The organism is Aquificaceae bacterium (genome assembly GCA_037722135.1).
Lineage (GTDB): Bacteria > Aquificota > Aquificia > Aquificales > Aquificaceae > Pampinifervens > Pampinifervens sericum.
Genome location: JBBKAW010000103.1, coordinates 1 through 17,644, shown reverse-complemented (window position 1 = coordinate 17,644; position 17,644 = coordinate 1). Strand labels below are relative to the sequence as shown.

General features: G+C 43.8%; 20 protein-coding genes. 16 read left to right on the top strand and 4 right to left on the bottom strand.

All coding sequences use genetic code 11. From position 1 onward, the window contains the following. The 7 genes from WKI49_07335 to WKI49_07305 form a co-directional block, all read left to right on the top strand. Positions 1-494: Uma2 family endonuclease (locus tag WKI49_07335; GenBank protein ID MEJ7622299.1), on the top strand; the 494-nt coding region annotated here is incomplete at its 5' end. Continuing rightward, positions 494-1,501 carry an NADH-quinone oxidoreductase subunit NuoH gene (nuoH, locus tag WKI49_07330; GenBank protein MEJ7622298.1) on the top strand — a complete coding sequence of 336 codons (1,008 nt, stop codon included), beginning with the start codon at positions 494-496 and terminating at the stop codon, positions 1,499-1,501. The genes WKI49_07335 and nuoH, both read left to right, overlap by 1 nt. A gap of 2 nt (positions 1,502-1,503) precedes the next feature. Beyond that, complete coding sequence (locus WKI49_07325) at positions 1,504-2,166, top strand: hypothetical protein (GenBank protein ID MEJ7622297.1); 663 nt, start codon at positions 1,504-1,506, stop codon at positions 2,164-2,166. Further along, complete coding sequence (locus tag WKI49_07320; GenBank protein MEJ7622296.1) at positions 2,153-2,764, top strand: hypothetical protein; 612 nt, start codon at positions 2,153-2,155, stop codon at positions 2,762-2,764. Before WKI49_07325 ends, WKI49_07320 begins: the two co-directional genes overlap by 14 nt. Continuing rightward, complete coding sequence (gene ilvD / locus WKI49_07315) at positions 2,757-4,424, top strand: dihydroxy-acid dehydratase (GenBank protein ID MEJ7622295.1); 1,668 nt, start codon at positions 2,757-2,759, stop codon at positions 4,422-4,424. Before WKI49_07320 ends, ilvD begins: the two co-directional genes overlap by 8 nt. Positions 4,425-4,437: 13 nt before the next feature. After that, positions 4,438-5,304, top strand: a complete 867-nt coding sequence (locus WKI49_07310; GenBank protein MEJ7622294.1) for a slipin family protein — start codon at positions 4,438-4,440, stop codon at positions 5,302-5,304. Then, positions 5,276-6,145 carry a DUF58 domain-containing protein gene (locus WKI49_07305; protein MEJ7622293.1) on the top strand — a complete coding sequence of 290 codons (870 nt, stop codon included), beginning with the start codon at positions 5,276-5,278 and terminating at the stop codon, positions 6,143-6,145. Before WKI49_07310 ends, WKI49_07305 begins: the two co-directional genes overlap by 29 nt. Here WKI49_07305 and pheA read toward each other — a convergent pair. Next, on the bottom strand, positions 6,131-7,222 hold the full coding sequence (pheA, locus tag WKI49_07300) for a prephenate dehydratase (protein MEJ7622292.1): 1,092 nt from the start codon (positions 7,220-7,222) through the stop codon (positions 6,131-6,133). The genes WKI49_07305 and pheA overlap by 15 nt on opposite strands. Beyond that, on the bottom strand, positions 7,222-7,656 hold the full coding sequence (locus tag WKI49_07295) for a hypothetical protein (GenBank protein ID MEJ7622291.1): 435 nt from the start codon (positions 7,654-7,656) through the stop codon (positions 7,222-7,224). Before WKI49_07295 ends, pheA begins: the two co-directional genes overlap by 1 nt. 20 nt (positions 7,657-7,676) lie before the next feature. Between WKI49_07295 and thiO the strand changes: the two genes are divergently transcribed. The 9 genes from thiO (at position 7,677) to rpmA (ending at position 16,012) form a co-directional block, all read left to right on the top strand. Next, positions 7,677-8,711: a glycine oxidase ThiO gene (thiO, locus tag WKI49_07290; GenBank protein MEJ7622290.1), complete on the top strand. Its 1,035-nt coding sequence runs from the start codon at positions 7,677-7,679 to the stop codon at positions 8,709-8,711. A gap of 44 nt (positions 8,712-8,755) precedes the next feature. Continuing rightward, on the top strand, positions 8,756-10,663 hold the full coding sequence (locus WKI49_07285) for a PhoX family phosphatase (GenBank protein ID MEJ7622289.1): 1,908 nt from the start codon (positions 8,756-8,758) through the stop codon (positions 10,661-10,663). Between the two features lie 109 nt (positions 10,664-10,772). Then, positions 10,773-11,189 carry an OsmC family protein gene (locus WKI49_07280; GenBank protein MEJ7622288.1) on the top strand — a complete coding sequence of 139 codons (417 nt, stop codon included), beginning with the start codon at positions 10,773-10,775 and terminating at the stop codon, positions 11,187-11,189. A 10-nt stretch (positions 11,190-11,199) separates the two neighbouring features. Further along, positions 11,200-12,618 (top strand): acetyl-CoA carboxylase biotin carboxylase subunit, encoded by a 1,419-nt coding sequence (gene accC / locus WKI49_07275; protein ID MEJ7622287.1) that lies wholly within the window; start codon positions 11,200-11,202, stop codon positions 12,616-12,618. 13 nt (positions 12,619-12,631) lie between these two features. Further along, the gene (cfiA, locus tag WKI49_07270) at positions 12,632-14,593 is read left to right on the top strand and encodes a 2-oxoglutarate carboxylase large subunit (protein MEJ7622286.1); all 1,962 of its coding nucleotides are present in this window, start codon (positions 12,632-12,634) and stop codon (positions 14,591-14,593) included. Between the two features lie 67 nt (positions 14,594-14,660). Then, the gene (locus WKI49_07265) at positions 14,661-15,137 is read left to right on the top strand and encodes a peroxiredoxin (GenBank protein MEJ7622285.1); all 477 of its coding nucleotides are present in this window, start codon (positions 14,661-14,663) and stop codon (positions 15,135-15,137) included. A gap of 47 nt (positions 15,138-15,184) precedes the next feature. Beyond that, positions 15,185-15,391: an alpha-fetoprotein enhancer-binding protein gene (locus tag WKI49_07260; protein MEJ7622284.1), complete on the top strand. Its 207-nt coding sequence runs from the start codon at positions 15,185-15,187 to the stop codon at positions 15,389-15,391. A gap of 53 nt (positions 15,392-15,444) precedes the next feature. After that, positions 15,445-15,744: a 50S ribosomal protein L21 gene (gene rplU / locus WKI49_07255; protein MEJ7622283.1), complete on the top strand. Its 300-nt coding sequence runs from the start codon at positions 15,445-15,447 to the stop codon at positions 15,742-15,744. 1 nt (position 15,745) lies between these two features. Next, positions 15,746-16,012, top strand: coding sequence for a 50S ribosomal protein L27 (gene rpmA, locus WKI49_07250; GenBank protein ID MEJ7622282.1), 267 nt, complete (start codon positions 15,746-15,748; stop codon positions 16,010-16,012). On the opposite strand, the gene thyX is transcribed toward rpmA, so the two are convergent. Continuing rightward, positions 16,002-16,931 carry an FAD-dependent thymidylate synthase gene (thyX, locus tag WKI49_07245; GenBank protein MEJ7622281.1) on the bottom strand — a complete coding sequence of 310 codons (930 nt, stop codon included), beginning with the start codon at positions 16,929-16,931 and terminating at the stop codon, positions 16,002-16,004. The genes rpmA and thyX overlap by 11 nt on opposite strands. Then, positions 16,928-17,617 (bottom strand): NAD-dependent deacylase, encoded by a 690-nt coding sequence (locus tag WKI49_07240; GenBank protein ID MEJ7622280.1) that lies wholly within the window; start codon positions 17,615-17,617, stop codon positions 16,928-16,930. The genes thyX and WKI49_07240 overlap by 4 nt, the downstream gene beginning before the upstream one ends. Between the last annotated feature and the right edge of the window lie 27 nt (positions 17,618-17,644).

The window sequence follows — 17,644 nt, the reverse complement described above, 5'->3', positions numbered from 1 at the left end:
TGCCAAAGGAAGGCAGATACGAAGTGGTAGAAGGGAGGTTATTGGGAATGTCTCCAGCAGGGGGTTGGCACTCAAGGGCGGTAGCAAAGATAACAGAAAGGTTAATAAGGTCTCTTGAAGACACTAAGAAGGGCTATGTGCTTGCAGGGGAGCTTGGACTTCTCATAAAGAAAGAGCCGTTGACCTTGAGGGCTTCCGATATAGCCTTCTATTCAAAGGAAAAGCTAAGCCACATTCCAAAGGGCTTTTTACACGAACCGCCGGACCTTGTGGTAGAGGTGATAGCAGAAGAGACTTCAATGGAATACTTTGAGGAAAAGTTGAGAGACTATATGAACTTTGGAGTAGGCAGGATGGTTTTTGTAGACCTCATTAAAAGGCTTGTCTTGGTGGTGGACGAAGAAAGAAGGATTAGCGTCCACTCCTTTGAGGAAGAAGTGGAAGTTTACAAGGGAGTTAAGTGGAAATTTTCAGAAATTTTGGAGGTAGTGTGATGGAGTTGTGGCTTTCTCTTTTGATAACTCTCATTAAAATTCTCGTGGTTCTTGGTGTTTTCCTCGGAGTAGGTGCATATCTTACGTGGTTTGAGAGAAAGTTAGCAGGACATATTCAGGCTCGCATGGGTCCAAAATTGGTAGGTCCCTTTGGGCTTTTGCAACCCTTGGCGGACGGCATAAAACTCTTAACAAAGGAGTCTGTTATTCCTCAAAATGCGGACAAGCCAGTGTATTACTTAGCGGTAGTTATGGCTCTTGCACCTGCTTTACTTCTCTTTTCTGTCATACCCTTTGGTCCTGAGTTTACCCTTTTTGGTTATCAGATAAAACCCATAATAGCGGACGTGAACATAGCTTTGCTTTTGGTTTTTGCTTTTGGTTCTCTGGCGGTATACGGAACCATATTCTCTGGATGGGCTTCTAACTCCAAATATGCCTTTCTTGGTTCTCTTAGGAAGGCTTCGGTGATAATAAGCTACGAAGTAGTGCTTGGTTTTTCTGTGCTTGGTGTTATTCTCCTCGCTGGCACTATGAGCACTACGGGTATAGTGCAAGCTCAGATAGAAAGGGGTGTATGGTTTATAGTCTACCAACCAGTTGCCTTTATTCTATACCTTTTCTGTATGCTTGCGGAATCTGGAAGAGTTCCCTTTGACATCCAAGAAGCAGAAGCTGAGCTCGTTACAGGTTATAACGTGGAATATGGCGGTATGAGGTTTGGAGTGTTTCCATTAGCGGAGTGGTATTTAAATGTTATGGCACTGTCCGCTATAGCTGTAGTGCTTTTCTTTGGTGGATGGTCAGGACCACATATCTTTGGACCCTTGTCTCCTTACCTTTGGTTTCTCATAAAGATGTTTGCTCTTGTCTTTTTTGTGCTATGGCTACACTGGACACTGCCAAGGTTTCAAGCAAAGGATATAACTGAAATAGGCTGGAAGATAATGCTACCCATATCCATAGTGAACGTGGTTTTAACCGCAGTGTTAGCTTATATTCTATAGTTATGGAAAAACTTGAAGAAAGAGTTGAAAGGCTTGAAAGGCTCGCTGAATACTTTATAGAGGAGATGGCTGACTTCAAAAAATGGGTGGTAAGGTTTCTGTCTGAATACAAAAGGGAAGTGGATAGGCAAATAAGAGAATACAAAGAAGAGACTGATAGAAAAATAGCAGAATATAGGGCTGAGACAGACAAACAAATAAGAGAATACAAGCAAGAAAACAACAAGCGTTGGGGCGAGCTTGCTAACAAGTTGGGAACAATAGTGGAGGACATAATCTACCCAGCCTTTAGACCAGTGATAAGGAAATATTTTGGCTGTGAACCAGAGAAAACCTTTATGAGGCTTGAATACACAAATCGTCAAAAGGGCATATACGAGGAGTTTGACGCAGTAGCAGTGTGTGAGGACAAGGTGTTTTTGCTTGAGGTGAAGTCTACTCCAAGGGAAAAGCATATAGAGGAGTTTAAAGAGAAAGCCAAGAGGTTTTTGCAATACTTTCCTGAGTTTGCGGGAAAGAAGTTAATTCTCATTATGGCAAGCCTTAGCTTTAATGAGGACTTTATCAAGCAATTGTCTAAGGCTAACATATACGCTATGGCTTACAGAGAGTGGGAGTATATGGATATTTTGAACTTTGAGGAGGTAAAGGATGCAGAAACTTGAGAAGAAGGTTGACAGGCTTGAGAAGATGCTTGAACTCTTTGTGAGGGAAATGCTTGACTTTAAACTCTGGGCAAGTAGGATGATTGAGGAAGGTGAGAAGAGGTTAGAGGAATATAGAAAGGAGACTGACAGACAAATAAGAGAATACAAGCAAGAAAACAACAAGCGTTGGGGCGAGCTTGCTAACAAGTTGGGAACAATAGTGGAGGACATAATCTACCCAGCCTTTAGACCAGTGATAAGGAAATATTTTGGCTGTGAACCAGAGAAAACCTTTATGAGGCTTGAATACACAAATCGTCAAAAGGGCATATACGAGGAGTTTGACGCAGTAGCAGTGTGTGAGGACAAGGTGTTTTTGCTTGAGGTGAAGTCTACTCCAAGGGAAAAGCATATAGAGGAGTTTAAAGAGAAAGCCAAGAGGTTTTTGCAATACTTTCCTGAGTTTGCGGGAAAGAAGTTAATTCTCATTATGGCAAGCCTTAGCTTTAATGAGGACTTTATCAAGCAATTGTCTAAGGCTAACATATACGCTATGGCTTACAGAGAGTGGGAGTATATGGATATTTTGAACTTTGAGGAGGTAAAGGATGCTTAGAAGTGATAAGGTTAAGAAGGGAATAGAGAGGTCGCCTCATAGGGCACTTCTCAGAGCCTGTGGGCTATCTGATGAGGATTTTGATAAGCCTCTTATTGGCATAGCCAACTCTTACATCGACATAATTCCAGGACACGTGCATTTGAGAGAGTTTGTCCAGCCTATAAAGGAAGAGGTTCGCAAGGCGGGTGGTGTTCCTATAGAGTTTAATGTGATAGGTGTGGATGATGGCATAGCTATGGGGCATTACGGTATGCATTATTCTTTACCTTCAAGAGAACTTATAGCGGACTCCATTGAAACAGTGGTGGAAGCTCATCAGCTGGATGCTCTCATATGCATACCTAACTGTGACAAGATAGTCCCAGGTATGCTTATGGCGGTTGCAAGACTAAACATCCCTGCCATTTTCATAAGCGGTGGTCCTATGCTGGCGGGAGAGGTAAATGGCAAAAAAGTAGACCTCATAAGCGTATTTGAAGGCATAGGTCAACTCAAGGCTGGGAAGATCACAGAAAGAGAGCTAAAGGTCATAGAGGAACATGCTTGTCCTACTTGTGGAAGTTGCTCTGGTATGTTTACCGCAAACTCCATGAACTGTATTACAGAGGTTTTAGGTTTGGCTCTGCCTGGCAATGGCACTATTCCTGCGGTAGACCCAAGGAGAGAGCTCCTTGCCCGCAAGACCGCAAGGCAGATAATGGAGCTACTTAGAAGAGATATAAGACCGAGAGACTTGCTAACACAAGAGACCTTTGACAACGCCTTTGCGGTAGATATAGCTATGGGAGGGTCATCCAATACCATATTGCACCTTTTGGCTATAGCAAGGGAGGCAGGCGTTGAATACGACCTTGCACGCATAAACGAAATATCAAAGAGGACACCCAATATATGCAAAATATCACCCGCATCTCATTACCACATACAAGACCTTGACAATGTAGGTGGAATACCTGCCATCCTAAAAGAGCTTATAAGAGGCGGATATCTACCCTACCCAGATAGACCAACAGTGAGCCTCAAGACCCTTAGAGAAATAGCCCAAGAAGCACCCGATGCGGACGGTGAAGTCATAAGGAGAATAGAAGAGCCATACTCCAAAGAAGGTGGCATAGCCATACTCTTTGGAAACCTTGCACCAGAAGGTGCTGTGGTAAAGACCGCAGGAGTTGACCCTAATATGTTGGTCTTTAGGGGCAAAGCCATATGCTTTGATTCAGAAGAGGAAGCCATAGAAGGTATACTTGGAGGTAAGGTAAAACCTGGTCATGTGGTGGTCATACGCTACGAAGGACCAAAGGGCGGACCTGGTATGAGAGAAATGCTTTCACCTACCTCTGCTATAATGGGTATGGGTTTGGGAGATAAGGTTGCACTTATAACCGATGGTAGGTTTTCTGGTGGCACAAGGGGGGCTTGTATAGGACATGTTTCTCCAGAGGCTGCGGCAGGAGGACCTATAGGGATAGTGCAAGATGGTGATGAGATACTTATAGACATTCCCAACAGAAGGTTGGAACTTCTTATATCGGAGGAAGAATTTAAGAGGAGGATGGAAGGCTTCCGTCCTAAGCAAAAGCCTATAAAAAGCTCGTGGCTCAGAAGGTATGCGAAGTTTGTCTCCTCCGCTTCAAAGGGTGCTATCCTTGAAGCATGATATAATTTAGAGTATGAAGCCTATTTTGGACCTTTTACCTTTTTTACTCTTCCTTGCGGTTGTGCTTGCAAGTATAGCGGGGGGAGACATAATTAAATTCATAGGAGGTTTAGCTATGGGTTTTTCTCCTCTGATAGTTATAGCCATCTTAGTAATCATATTTCTTGCCACTGCGGTGAAAATAGTGCCAGAGTATCAAAGAGCGGTTATCTTCAGGCTCGGAAGGGTAATAGGAGCAAAGGGACCTGGTCTTTTCATCCTTATACCCATAATTGACAAAATGGTAAAGGTAGACCTTAGAACCATCACTCTTGATGTGCCTACGCAGGACATAATTACCAGAGATAATGTGTCTGTTAGCGTGGATGCGGTGGTCTATTTTAGAGTGGTTGACCCTGTAAAGGCTATAGTCCAAGTTGAAAACTACCTATACGCTACCTCTCAGATAGCACAAACTACTTTAAGAAGCGTGTGTGGTGCTGCAGAGCTTGACGAACTACTTTCTGAAAGAGAAAAGCTAAACCTTCAACTACAGGAGATAATTGACAGACAAACAGACCCTTGGGGCGTGAAAGTTGTGGCAGTGGAGCTAAAGAGAATAGACCTACCAGAAGAACTTCGTAAGGCTATGGCAAGACAGGCAGAGGCGGAAAGGGAAAGAAGGGCAAAGATAATTGCAGCAGAAGCGGAATATCAGGCAGCACAAAAGCTGGCAGAAGCGGCACAAATACTTGCAACCCAGCCTATAGCTATACAGCTTAGATACCTTGAGACCATACAAAACGTAGCCACAAAACCAGGCAACACGGTCCTTGTGCCAATACCAACAGAGCTTTTTAGAGTTTTCTTCGGTGAAAACAAGATACAAGGTCAGGGTTAACAGGGCTGGAGTTATATTTATAGGCATAACCATATTCTTAGGCGTGGCGGCGGTAAATACCGCCAACAATCTACTATATCTGGTAGTATCTTACATGCTCTCCTTCATGCTACTTTCTGGAGTTTGGTCTCTTTACAACCTAAGAGGGCTTGAGGTAATCCTTATACCACCGGAGGAGGTTTACGCAAACACTATGACTGAGCTTAGGGTCGTGGTAAAAAACAAAAAAAGACTTCCCGCCTTTCTCATAAGCATAAGGCTAAAAGAGGGTAGCTGTGTCTTTCCTCTTATACTTGGAGGTAAGGAAGTAGAAGGCAAGCTTTCTACAGTTTTTGAAAGAAGGGGGCATTACTCAAGTATAAATCTTGAGATAGCTTCTTCCTTTCCTGTGGGTCTTTTTGAAAGGTTTTATAGTGTAGAAGTTCCCATAAACATGGTGGTATTTCCAAAGCCTATGGCAGTGGCAGAAAGACATTTAATCACTTTTCAAAGGGAAAGAGGTCAAGCCAATCTCCAAAGTAGAAGTCGCGGTTATGATGAGCTGTATGGGGTTAGAGAATATTCCAACGAGCCTATGAAATTTATCCATTGGAAGACTTCTGCAAAAACGGGTAGTTTATATGTAAAGGAAATGGTGGACGAGTCCGCACCGCCGATAGTCCTCAGCTTAGATATGGTGGAGGGCAGTCTTGAAGAACGCCTTTCAAAACTTACCTACTTAGTCATAAGACTTATCTCGGAGGGGAGAGCAGTGGGTCTAAAACTCACAGACAAAACTATTGAGCCTTCCACAGGCACTTCTCACAAAAGAAGATTGCTGACCGAGTTAGCCCTCCTGTAGAAGTGCCTTCGGATATGAGCCAAGAACTTTAACCATCTGAGACCTCTCTTGCAAAAGCTCCAAAGCCTTCTTTACATTTTCCTCTTCCGCATGTCCCTCCAAGTCCACAAAAAACACATAATCCCAAACCTTCTTTTTTGATGGTCTTGAGACTATCTTTGTGAGGTTGACACCATATCTATAAAAGCTTTCCAAAGCTTTGTAGAGTGCCCCAGCTTCATCCTTCACAGCAAATATTATGCTTGTCTTATCCTTGCCAGTAGGTTTCATCCACCTTTTGCCTATCACCAAAAACCTTGTGTAATTGTTAGGGTTATCTTGAATGTTTTCCGCAAGGATGTTAAGGTGGTAGGTGTATGCGGCAACTTCGCTGGCTATAGCACCAGCATCCTCAAGCTCCATAACCAGCTCACAGGCTTTGGCGGTACTTTCAGTTTCTATAAGGCTTGCCTGTGGGAGGTTTTTCCTTAGCCACTCCTTACACTGTGCGAGTGCATGTCTATGAGAGTAAACAGTCTTTATATTTTCTAACCCACTTGCGGTGGATAAAAGATTGAGCTTGATGGGTATTACCACCTCTCCTACTATCCTAAGGTCAGACTCCAAAAACATGTCAAGAGTGTAGTTGACAACTCCTTCTGTGGTGTTTTCTACTGGAACCACACCGTAGTCAACCCTACCCGTCTCAACCTCCCTAAAGACATCCCCTATGGTGCTTACCGGCACGTAATGGGCGGAAAAGCCAAAGTATTCAAGTGCTGCCTGATGCGTAAAAGTTGCCTTTGGACCCAAATAGGCTATTTTAAGCTCCTTTTCCAGCGATAGACAAGCAGAGATTATTTCTCTGTATATATGGACTACCGCCTCTGTGGGAAATTCTTCTCCGTAAAGTTCCTTATTTAGCCTTATTATACGGTTTATTATCTCCCTTTCTCTTTCTGGAACATGGACTTCAAGACCCATACTCTTTTTTATCTCACCTGCCCTTTTGGCAAGCTTTGCCCTCTGATTAAGAAGCTTTAAAATCTCCTCGTCAATGGCGTCTATCTCTTTTCTTAACTCCTTTAGGTCTTCCATTATCTGTCTGCGAGATGTAGGTGTTGAACTTCATAGTTGGTGGAACGTCTTGTGGGGTATAAACCCTTTTCCCGGACTTTCCAATACTTTCTGCGCTTTCTATAAACTTCTCTGAGATACTCTTTTAACATGAGGCTTGGATACTTACCCTTTGCTATTTTGTGAAGATGCCACCACCACTTTTCTATGGGTTGGCTATTGTCATCTTCCATTGGCTCATCAGACCTTTCAAGAAGCTCAAGAAAATAATGCACATTTTGAAAGAGCTTTCTGTCCGCCTTTTTCACATAAATGCTTTCTTCAAGCCCCTCTTGGTAGACCTTTTCCCTTAGCTTGATTATTAGGTCTGGGTATCCTACACCATAGTTAAAGAGCAGTTCAACCTCCGCAAAATAAATATAATCTGTATCAAGTTTCCTTTTAAGTTCACCCATAACGAATTAAATTATATACCATGATGAAAATCATTGTAGTGGGAAGTGGAGTAATAGGTTTGAGCTGTGCCTTGCTTCTTGCATTCGAAGGCTATAAAGTTCAAGTCATAACAAGAAACCCAGAAGAAGCTACCTCTTGGACCGCTGGAGGGATGTTAGCACCTTTCTCCGAAGGCTTAGAGGGTGAGCTTTTTGACTTCTCTTACCAGAGCCTTAAGGAGTATCCAGATTTCATAAGGCTTTTGAGTGATGTATCCAAGCAGAGGGTTGACTTTTGGCAAGAGGGTATATACAGGGTGGTATTAGAAGGAGAGGAGGAGCTTCTCAAGGTGGCGGAAAGATACAAAAGGGCAGGCTATGGTGTTGAGCTTTTACAGAAGGGAGAGGACTTGTCAAAGGATGTTATATCCCTCATACACTACACAGAAGAGGCGTGGGTGGACGCAGAAATGCTAATGGATGCTTTGCTTTTTGCTATGAATAGGCTTGGTGTGGACTATGTGGTGGATGAGATAACCAGCGTGATGAAAAAAGAGGATGAGATAGAAAGCATAAAGGGTATTAGGTCAGAATATAGAGGTGATTTTTATGTTTTTGCCTTAGGTTCTTGGACGAGAGAGCTTTTTGACCTTCCTGTTTATCCAATAAAGGGGCAAGCACTTAAACTCAAAGGGGCAAGCCTCCCAAAAGTTCACTACTCCTCTATTTCTTACCTTATACCCAGAGAAAAATACCTCTATGTGGGTGCCACTTCTGAAGATGTGGGCTTTATGGGTGGCAACACCCTTGAAGGTTTAAAGCAACTTTCAGAAGGTGCTATACGTATTGTTCCTACCTTATCTAAGGCTACATTAATGAACACTCTCTACGGCTATAGACCTGCCACGCCTGATGAGAAGCCTATATTCCAGACTGGAGAAAACTACTTTATAGCCACAGGGCACTATAGAAATGGTATCCTACACGCACCTATTACTGCAAGGGTTGTAAAGGACCATATAAAGGGGGAAAGCTCTCCTTTTGTTGAGTTTTTTTCATACAGAAGGTTTGCTTAAAGTCTTAATGAAATCTTAACAGTAATGCCTTATCTTTAGAAACCATGGGAGAATACTTTGGAAAGATTTTGGAAAGGGTGCTTAGCCGTAGAGATGTTCTAAAAGGGATGCTGTTGGGTAGTGTTGTGCTGGGACTATCTCCTAAAGTTTCCTTCTCAAAAGGTTTGGGCTTTAGAAGCATTCAACCAAGCACAGAGGATAGGATAATTCTGCCAGAAGGTTTTGAACATGTGGTGCTCATACGCTGGGGTGATGCTTTAGACAATGGACCATCTCTTGACTGGAAGAGGATTTACGAAAAAGGTCCTTCATGGGAGGATGTGGAGCGTCAAAAATTTTCCTTTGGATATAACTGTGATTATGTGGGTTTTTTCAGACTGTCGGATGATAGGGCACTGCTTGTGGTAAACCATGAATATACAAATCCAGAGCTTATGTTTTCCAATTTTGCTCCCTCGGGGCAAAGACCAACCAGAGAAGAGGCTATGCTTATGTTAGAAGCACATGGCGTGTCTGTGGTAGAAATAAGAAAGTCCAATGGTAAGTGGCATTATGTGAAAGGCTCACCTTACAATAGAAGGATAACAGGCTCTACCAGATGTGAAATAAGCGGTCCTGCAAAAGGGCACACACTCATGAAATCCTCCTACGATAAGGAAGGTGAGTTCGTATATGGCACTCTAAATAACTGCTCTGGTGGTAAAACTCCTTGGGGAACGGTGTTAACCTGTGAAGAGAACTTTCATAGCTACTTTTGGGGAGACGAATTTAACATAGAACACCCTAAAGCAAGGTTGATACAGGAACTTCACTACCGTTATAGGGTTCCCAGTGAGTGGGCTATGGTGTATGGTTTTTATAAATACAGTGAGCGTTTCAATATAGAAAAAGAGCCTACAGAACCACTTCGTTTTGGTTGGGTGGTAGAGGTTGACCCATTTAACCCTACAAAACCACCTATAAAGAGAACCGCTCTCGGAAGGTTCAAGCACGAAGCAGCAAACTGTGTAGTAGCACCAGATGGTAGGGTGGTGGTCTATATGGGAGATGACGAAAGGTTTGAGTATGTCTATAAGTTTATTACAAAGGGTAAATATGACCCTAATAACAGGCAGGCAAACATGGACCTTCTTGATGAGGGTGAGCTATATGTGGCAAAGTTCAAGGATGACCTTACTGGAGAGTGGATACTTATAGCCAAGTGTGAAAAAAAGCCAGATGGCACTTATGCTATAACACCCAATCCAGACCTTCCTGAACCTTTCAAAAGCGACCCAGTCCTTTGTTTCATAAACACAAGAGGCGCCGCGGATGCACTTGGAGCTACCATGATGGACAGACCTGAGGATTTTGAATTAAATCCAGTAACTAAAAGCCTTTGGCTTGCCCTCACTTACAATGAAAGAAGGACTAAGTTTCAGGTAGATGTGGCAAACCCAAGACCTTTTAATGTAATGGGACATATTATAGAAATGGTGGAAGAAGACAGAAATCCCACTTCGGTTAGATTTAAATGGCATATAGCCATGCTTTGTGGAGTTCCCAATCACAAGGACAAAAATAGACTGCTTTTGATATACGGAAAACCTGCAAAGCCTCGCACTCCACCTATATCTGCACCTGATAACCTTACCTTTGACAAAAGAGGCAACGTGTGGATAGCTACAGATGGCAATGAAAGCACATCAAGGCTTGCTAAAAATGACGGGGTATATGTGCTAAATCCCTTCACGAGAGAGCTTAAAATGTTCCTCTCTGGAGTGCCTGGTTGTGAAATATGCGGACCTGAGTTTTCGGATGACTGGAAAACCTTTTTCTGTGCCATACAACACCCAGGAGAGGGTGGTTTAGGGGGTCAACTAACAAGATGGCCATATGAGAGCGATATTCCAATTCCAAGACCTTCGGTAATAGCGGTCTGGAGGAAGGACGGAGGAGAAATATTTGCATAAAAACTCATGCCTTGCCTCCTTCCCCTCTTTTTAATTTCTTATGACAAAAAACATCACTTTTTGGAAACTTAGCTTATAATTATTAACCACTTTTTGGTAGGAGGCAGGCATGAAAGTAAGGGTGGTTCAAAAGGAAGACTTTCACTTCATAGGCACAGGCGAGTCTGGCAGAGAGGTGCCAATAGACGCAGCGGGTTATGTGGGTGGTAAGGGTAGAGGCATAAGACCTCCAGAGCTTCTCTTTCATTCCATAGCGGGTTGTGTGGGTATACATCTCTACGAAGCTCTGCATAAGGAAGGCAAACACACGGAACACATAGAGATAGAAACGGATGCAGAGAGGATAACAGAGGGATATCCAAAGGTTTTTACTAAGATATACCTCTTTGTAAAGGTAAAAGGCGATGTCTCTGAAGAAGATGTGAAAAAAGCCTTAGATAAGACCATATACGACCCTGGGACTTGCTCCATAGCCTATATGATAAACAAGGTGGCACCCATAGAATACAAAATAGAGCTCTTGTAGGAGGCGGTGCATGTTTAAAAAGGTTCTCATAGCAAACAGGGGTGAGATAGCCTGTAGGATTATAAGAGCCTGCAAGGAGCTTGGTATAAAAACCGTTGCCATATACAACGAGATAGAGTCTACTGCAAGGCATGTGAAGATGGCGGATGAAGCTTACATGATAGGGGTAAACCCCTTGGATACATACCTCAATGCGGAACGTATAGTGGACTTGGCTTTGGAGGTGGGTGCGGATGCTATTCACCCGGGCTATGGCTTTTTGGCAGAGAACGAACACTTTGCAAGGCTCTGTGAGGAGAAGGGAATAAACTTTATAGGTCCTCACTGGAAGGTTATAGAGCTTATGGGAGACAAGGCAAGGTCCAAAGAGATTGCCAAAAAGGCAGGACTTCCCACTGTCCCGGGAAGCGATGGTATTTTAAAGGACGAGCAAGAAGCCAAACAGATAGCGAGAGAAATAGGATATCCTGTGCTTTTGAAAGCTTCCGCTGGTGGTGGTGGAAGGGGTATAAGGATATGCAGGAACGAAGAGGAGCTCTTGAGAAACTACGAGAGTGCTTACAACGAAGCCTTAAAAGCCTTTGGAAGAGGAGATCTCTTACTTGAAAAGTATATAGAAAACCCCCATCATATAGAGTTTCAGATTCTTGGAGACAAATACGGTAATGTTATACATCTTGGTGAGAGGGACTGCTCCATTCAAAGGAGAAACCAAAAGCTCGTAGAGATAGCACCATCTTTGCTCCTTACTCCCGGTCAGAGGGCATACTATGGAGAGCTTGTAGCTAAGGCGGCAAAGGAGATAGGATACTACAGTGCTGGCACTATGGAGTTTGTAGCAGACGAGAAGGGAAACATATACTTTATTGAGATGAACACAAGGATTCAGGTGGAGCACCCTGTTACCGAAATGATAACGGGTGTGGATATTGTAAAATGGCAGATTAGAATTGCTGCAGGTGAGCCTCTAAGATACAAGCAGGAAGATATAAAGTTTAATGGTTATTCCATAGAGGTGAGAATAAATGCGGAAGACCCCAAAAAGAACTTTGCACCAAGCATAGGGACTATAGAAAGGTATTATGTCCCCGGTGGCTTTGGTATAAGGGTGGAGCATGCGGCGTCAAGGGGTTATGAGGTAACCCCATACTACGACTCTATGATAGCCAAGCTCATAGTCTGGGCTCCTCAATGGGAGACTGCGGTAGACCGTATGAGGGCAGCGTTGGAAACTTACGAAATTACAGGTATAAAGACCACCATACCCTTGCTTATAGAGATAATGAAGGACCCGGACTTTAGGGCTGGTAAGTTTAACACCAGGTATTTAGAGACCCATCCTCACCTCTTTGAGTATGAGGAAGTAAGAAACAAGGAAGATTTTGTAGCCTTTATATCTGCGGCGATAGCCGCATACCATGGACTATAAAAGGAGGTAAGGCATGCAGACCATGGAGATATTGGAAGAAATTCAAGAACAGCTAAAGCAGTTGGAGAGGTCTGGCTTTAGGAAAAAGATACTTATCACAGACCTCACACCGAGGGATGGTCAGCAGTGTAAGCTTGCCACCCGTGTAAGGACCGATGACCTTCTGCCTCTGTGCGAAAAGTTGGACAAGGTAGGCTTTTATGCGGTTGAGGTTTGGGGTGGTGCCACTTACGACGTGTGCCTTAGATATCTCAAGGAAGACCCGTGGGAGAGACTGAGACGTATTAAGGAGGTTATGCCAAACACAAAACTTCAGATGCTCTTTAGGGGTCAAAACATTGTGGGATACAGACCTAAATCCGACAAGCTGGTTTACAAGTTTGTAGAGAGGGCTATAGCGAATGGTATAACTGTTTTTAGGGTTTTTGATGCTCTTAACGACAACAGGAACATAAAAACTGCGGTTAAGGCTATAAAGGAGTTCGGCGGGGAAGCCCATGCGGAAATAAGCTACACAAAAAGTCCCGTCCATACTATAGACAAGTGGGTAGAGTATGCGCTTGAGATAGCGGAGATGGGTGCGGACTGGTTATCCTTCAAGGATGCTACAGGCATTATAATGCCCTTTGAAACCTACATCATAATAAAAAGGATAAAGGAAGCAACCGGTGGAAAATTGCCCGTGCTACTCCACAACCACGATATGAGTGGCACTGCGATAGTAAACCACATGATGGCAATTCTTGCAGGCGTGGATATGGTTGATACTGTTCTTTCTCCACTTGCCTTTGGCTCTTCACATCCAGCAACAGAATCCGTGGTGGCTATGCTTGAAGGCACACCCTTTGACACAGGTCTTGACCTAAGAAAGATAGAGGAATGTGCAGAAATTGCCAAGCAAATACGTAGGAAATACAAGAAGTATGAAACTGAATATGCGGGTGTGAATGCAAAGGTGCTCATACACAAGATACCGGGTGGTATGATTTCCAATATGGTGGCACAGCTCATAGAAGCAAACGCTATAGACAAAATAGAGGAAGCTCTTGCGGAAGTTCCAAACGTAGAAAGGGACCTTGGATACCCACCGCTTCTTACACCTTCTTCTCAAATAGTAGGCGTGCAGGCGGTCCTCAATGTAATATCCGGTGAGAGATATAAGGTGATAACCAAAGAGGTAAGAGACTACGTGGAAGGAAAATACGGAAAGCCACCGGGTCCCATTTCAAAGGAACTTGTGGAAAAGATACTTGGACCTGGAAAAGAGCCAGACTTTTCTGTGCGTGCTGCAGACCTTGCGGACCCCAACGACTGGGACAAGGCATACGAAGAGACAAAATCCCTTCTTGGAAGAGAGCCTACCGATGAAGAAGTGCTCTTGTATGCCCTGTTCCCCATGCAAGCTAAGGACTTCTTTATCGCAAGGGAAAAGGGAGAGCTTGTGCCAGAGCCTATAGAAGAACTTGCGGAAACTACAGAGGTGAAACCCGGCACTGTGCCTGGCGCTGCACCTGTAGAGTTTGAGGTCATATATCACGGTGAAAAGTTTAAGGTGAAGGTGGAAGGTGTAAGTGCCCACACAGAACCCGGCAAGCCCAGAAAATACTACATAAGAGTGGACGGAAGGCTTGAAGAGGTGCAGTTAATGCCTCAACTTGAAGCTGTGCCTTCTGGTGGCGTTCCTCAAGCGGTGACTCAAGCAGAAGCAAAGGGTATACCAAAGGCAAGCCAGCCTGGAGATGCAACCGCACCTATGCCCGGAAGGGTCGTGCGGATTTTGGTAGAGGAGGGTCAACCTGTCAATGAAGGTCAAACGGTAGCCATAGTAGAAGCCATGAAGATGGAAAACGAGATACACGCACCCATTACTGGTATTGTAAAGAAGATATTCGTAAAGCCGGGAGACAATGTAACTCCCGACGATGCCCTTTTGAGGATAGAGCCCGTCAAGCCAGAAGGCGATACTTACGGATAAAAACCCCAAAGGCGGTCATAAACGGACCGCCTTCCTCCTCTAAGACAAAAATGGTATAATTCTTAATATGCTAAAGGAAGGAGACCTTGCACCAGACTTTTGTCTTGAAGGGATAGACCAAGAAGGGAGAGAAGGCAGGTTTTGTCTAAAGGACTTGCTCTCTTCTCCTCTTATACTCTATTTTTACCCCAAAGATAATACCCCTGGTTGCACGCAGGAAGCCTGCGACTTTAGGGATAATCTCAGCACGCTCAAGTCAAAAGGCTTCGTAGTTATAGGCATAAGTCCTGACAGTTTGCAGTCTCACAAAAGGTTCAGGGAAAAGTATGGACTTAACTTTATACTGCTTAGCGACCCTCAAAAGGAAGTTATAAAAGCCTACGGTGCATACGGTAAGAAAAAGATGTATGGGAAAGAGACAGAGGGAGTAGTTAGAAGCACCTTTGTTATATCTCCAGAGGGGAAGATACTAAAAGCCTTTTACAATGTCAAGGCAAAGGGGCATGTGGAAAGTTTACTTAGAGAACTTGACATACTTTCTTAAAAGTTTGTATAATGTTAAGCGTATAATACATGAAGGAGGTAGCTAAAATGAAGAAGTTTATAGCACTTGGAATTGCGAGCTTGGCACTCCTTGCAGTATCCTGCCAGCAAAAGCCTGCGGAGCAACCTGCAGAGCAACCACCTGTAGAAGAGCAACAACCTGCTGAACAGCAGGAACAACAACCTGCAGAGCAACAAGGAGCTGAAGAACAGCAACCTGTAGAACAACAACAAGACGGAGAGCAACAGCAATAAGCTCATTCGGGGGCTTTGCCCCCAATTAAACTCTTTGCTGAGGGGAAGAAGTTATGTACGCAGTTATAGAGACTGGTGGAAAGCAGTATAAGGTTGAGAAGGGAACTAAGCTAAAGGTGGAAAAACTACCAAACAATGTGGGAGAAATCCTTGAGTTTTCTCCTGTGCTTTTGAGAAAGGATGATGGCTCTGTAGAGTTTGGAAAAGGCAAAGTCATCGCTCAAGTCCTATCTCACGGAAAGCATAAAAAGGTTATAGTGTTTAAGTTTAGAGCAAAGAAAAACTATAAGCGCTGGAAGGGACACAGACAGCCTTACACAGAGATATTGATAAAGGATATACAGGAGGTCTGATATGGCATCCAAGGCAAGTGGTGGCTCAACGAAAAATGGTAGAGATAGTCATTCTAAAAGACTTGGTGTAAAAAGGCATGATGGTCAAATAGTTAAGGCAGGGAACATAATAGTAAGACAGCGAGGGACAAAAATATATCCTGGATTGAATGTGGGAATGGGCTCGGATTTTACCCTCTTTGCTCTGATAGATGGTGTGGTGAAGTTTGAAACAAAGAGAAAGAAGAAGGTGGTAAGCGTTCTGCCTCTTGAGACCGCTACAACCTGAGCTTTTTGTCTGTCTCTCTGTAGCCTACTAAGTCTTTTATGACCTCTGCGAACTCTCTTATTTCTTTTTGAGCTCCCTCGTGGGTTCTTAAGGTTATGAAGTTATCCAGGGCTACTCGTGGCACTGTCCAATAAAACCTTGTCTTCATAAACTGGGGCAAGATGCCCCTTGCCAATTCCTTGGCAACTTCCTTTTCCGTCATAGCCTTGTATAGGTCTTGTAGGTCTTGCACATACCAGTTTATCTTTTTCAAAAATAGTGAGTTCCATGGCTCTTCTACTGGCTCTTCAAGTGATGCCTGCTTGTTGCTCTTTGCCTGCTTTCTAAGATAGCGAGGGATGTAAAAGTCTGGCTCGTAGCTCACATATCTTCTGCTAACTTCGTTATATGAGCCAAACCTATGCCTGTGCCACTGGCGGGCTACAAAGAGCGGGCATTCCACTACAAAGGTATAGTAGTCCATATCTGTCCCAAGCTCAAGACTATCAACCAGACCAATCCAGCCAGAGGAAGTCTCTATTTTATCCTTCACATAGGCGTGGTCTGTAGAGTAGTCTTGTGGCTCTTGACCGAATATTATAGCGGTGGTAGCGGGCAGTTTTTCCTCTAAGGCTTTTTTTAACTCTAATGGGAAGAGCTCCATGGCGTTTATGTAGTTCCTTAGGTTGAGCCATATGTATCCTTTGGAATAGTAAACTTGCACTGCAGGGCTTGGCAGGTTTTTAAGGATTTCAAGCCAAAGCTCTTTATCAGCTTCAAAGGCTATTATTACATGTTCAAAGGGTGAGGCATGCTTGTGCTGGAAAAGATACCTTATAAGCCTTGTGTCTCTCTCTTTGTCAACCTCTTCGTCCTTTGCAAAGGATACACGAGCACAGCGGACTATCCTCTGGTCAGAGCCCATTATGTGGACTTTCATAAAACCTCCAGTAGCTTTTTAACACCACTGCTTGCTGGTTCTCTTATTATAACATCTGCAATGGGAGAGACAGGTGTGCTTTCTGGGTTTATCTCTATAACCTTTGCACCATGCTCCTTTGCAAGGTATGGAAGCTCACCCGCAGGATACACCACTGCGGAAGTGCCAATAACCACAAACACATCGCAACTCCTTGCCCACCTTATGGCAAGCTCTAAGGCATCCTCAGGCAGAGCCTCTCCAAACCAAACCACATCTGGTCTAATAAGCCCATCACACTCTTTGCAGGCAGGCGGAAGCTGTGTATAGCTTACAGAATAGTCATAGTAAACCACACCACAGGAGAGGCATTTAACTCTCCATATATTCCCATGAAGCTCCACAAGTCTTTTTGAACCAGCCCTTTGGTGAAGTCCATCCACGTTTTGGGTAATAAGCAGGAAGTTTTCAGCATATTTTCTTTCAAGCTCCACAAGTGCAATATGCCCAGCGTTAGGCTCTGCTTTTGCTATTATGCTTCTTCTCCAAAGATACCACTCCCACACCAAGGCTGGATTTCTTCTAAAAGCCTGAGGAGTGGCAAGCTCTTCTGGTCTGTAGCTTTTCCAAAGACCACCTTGCCCCCTAAAGGTGGGAACACCACTCTCTGCGGATATGCCAGCACCAGTGAGGACTGCCAACTTCATGGGTAATTAGTTTATAGCTTTTTGGAT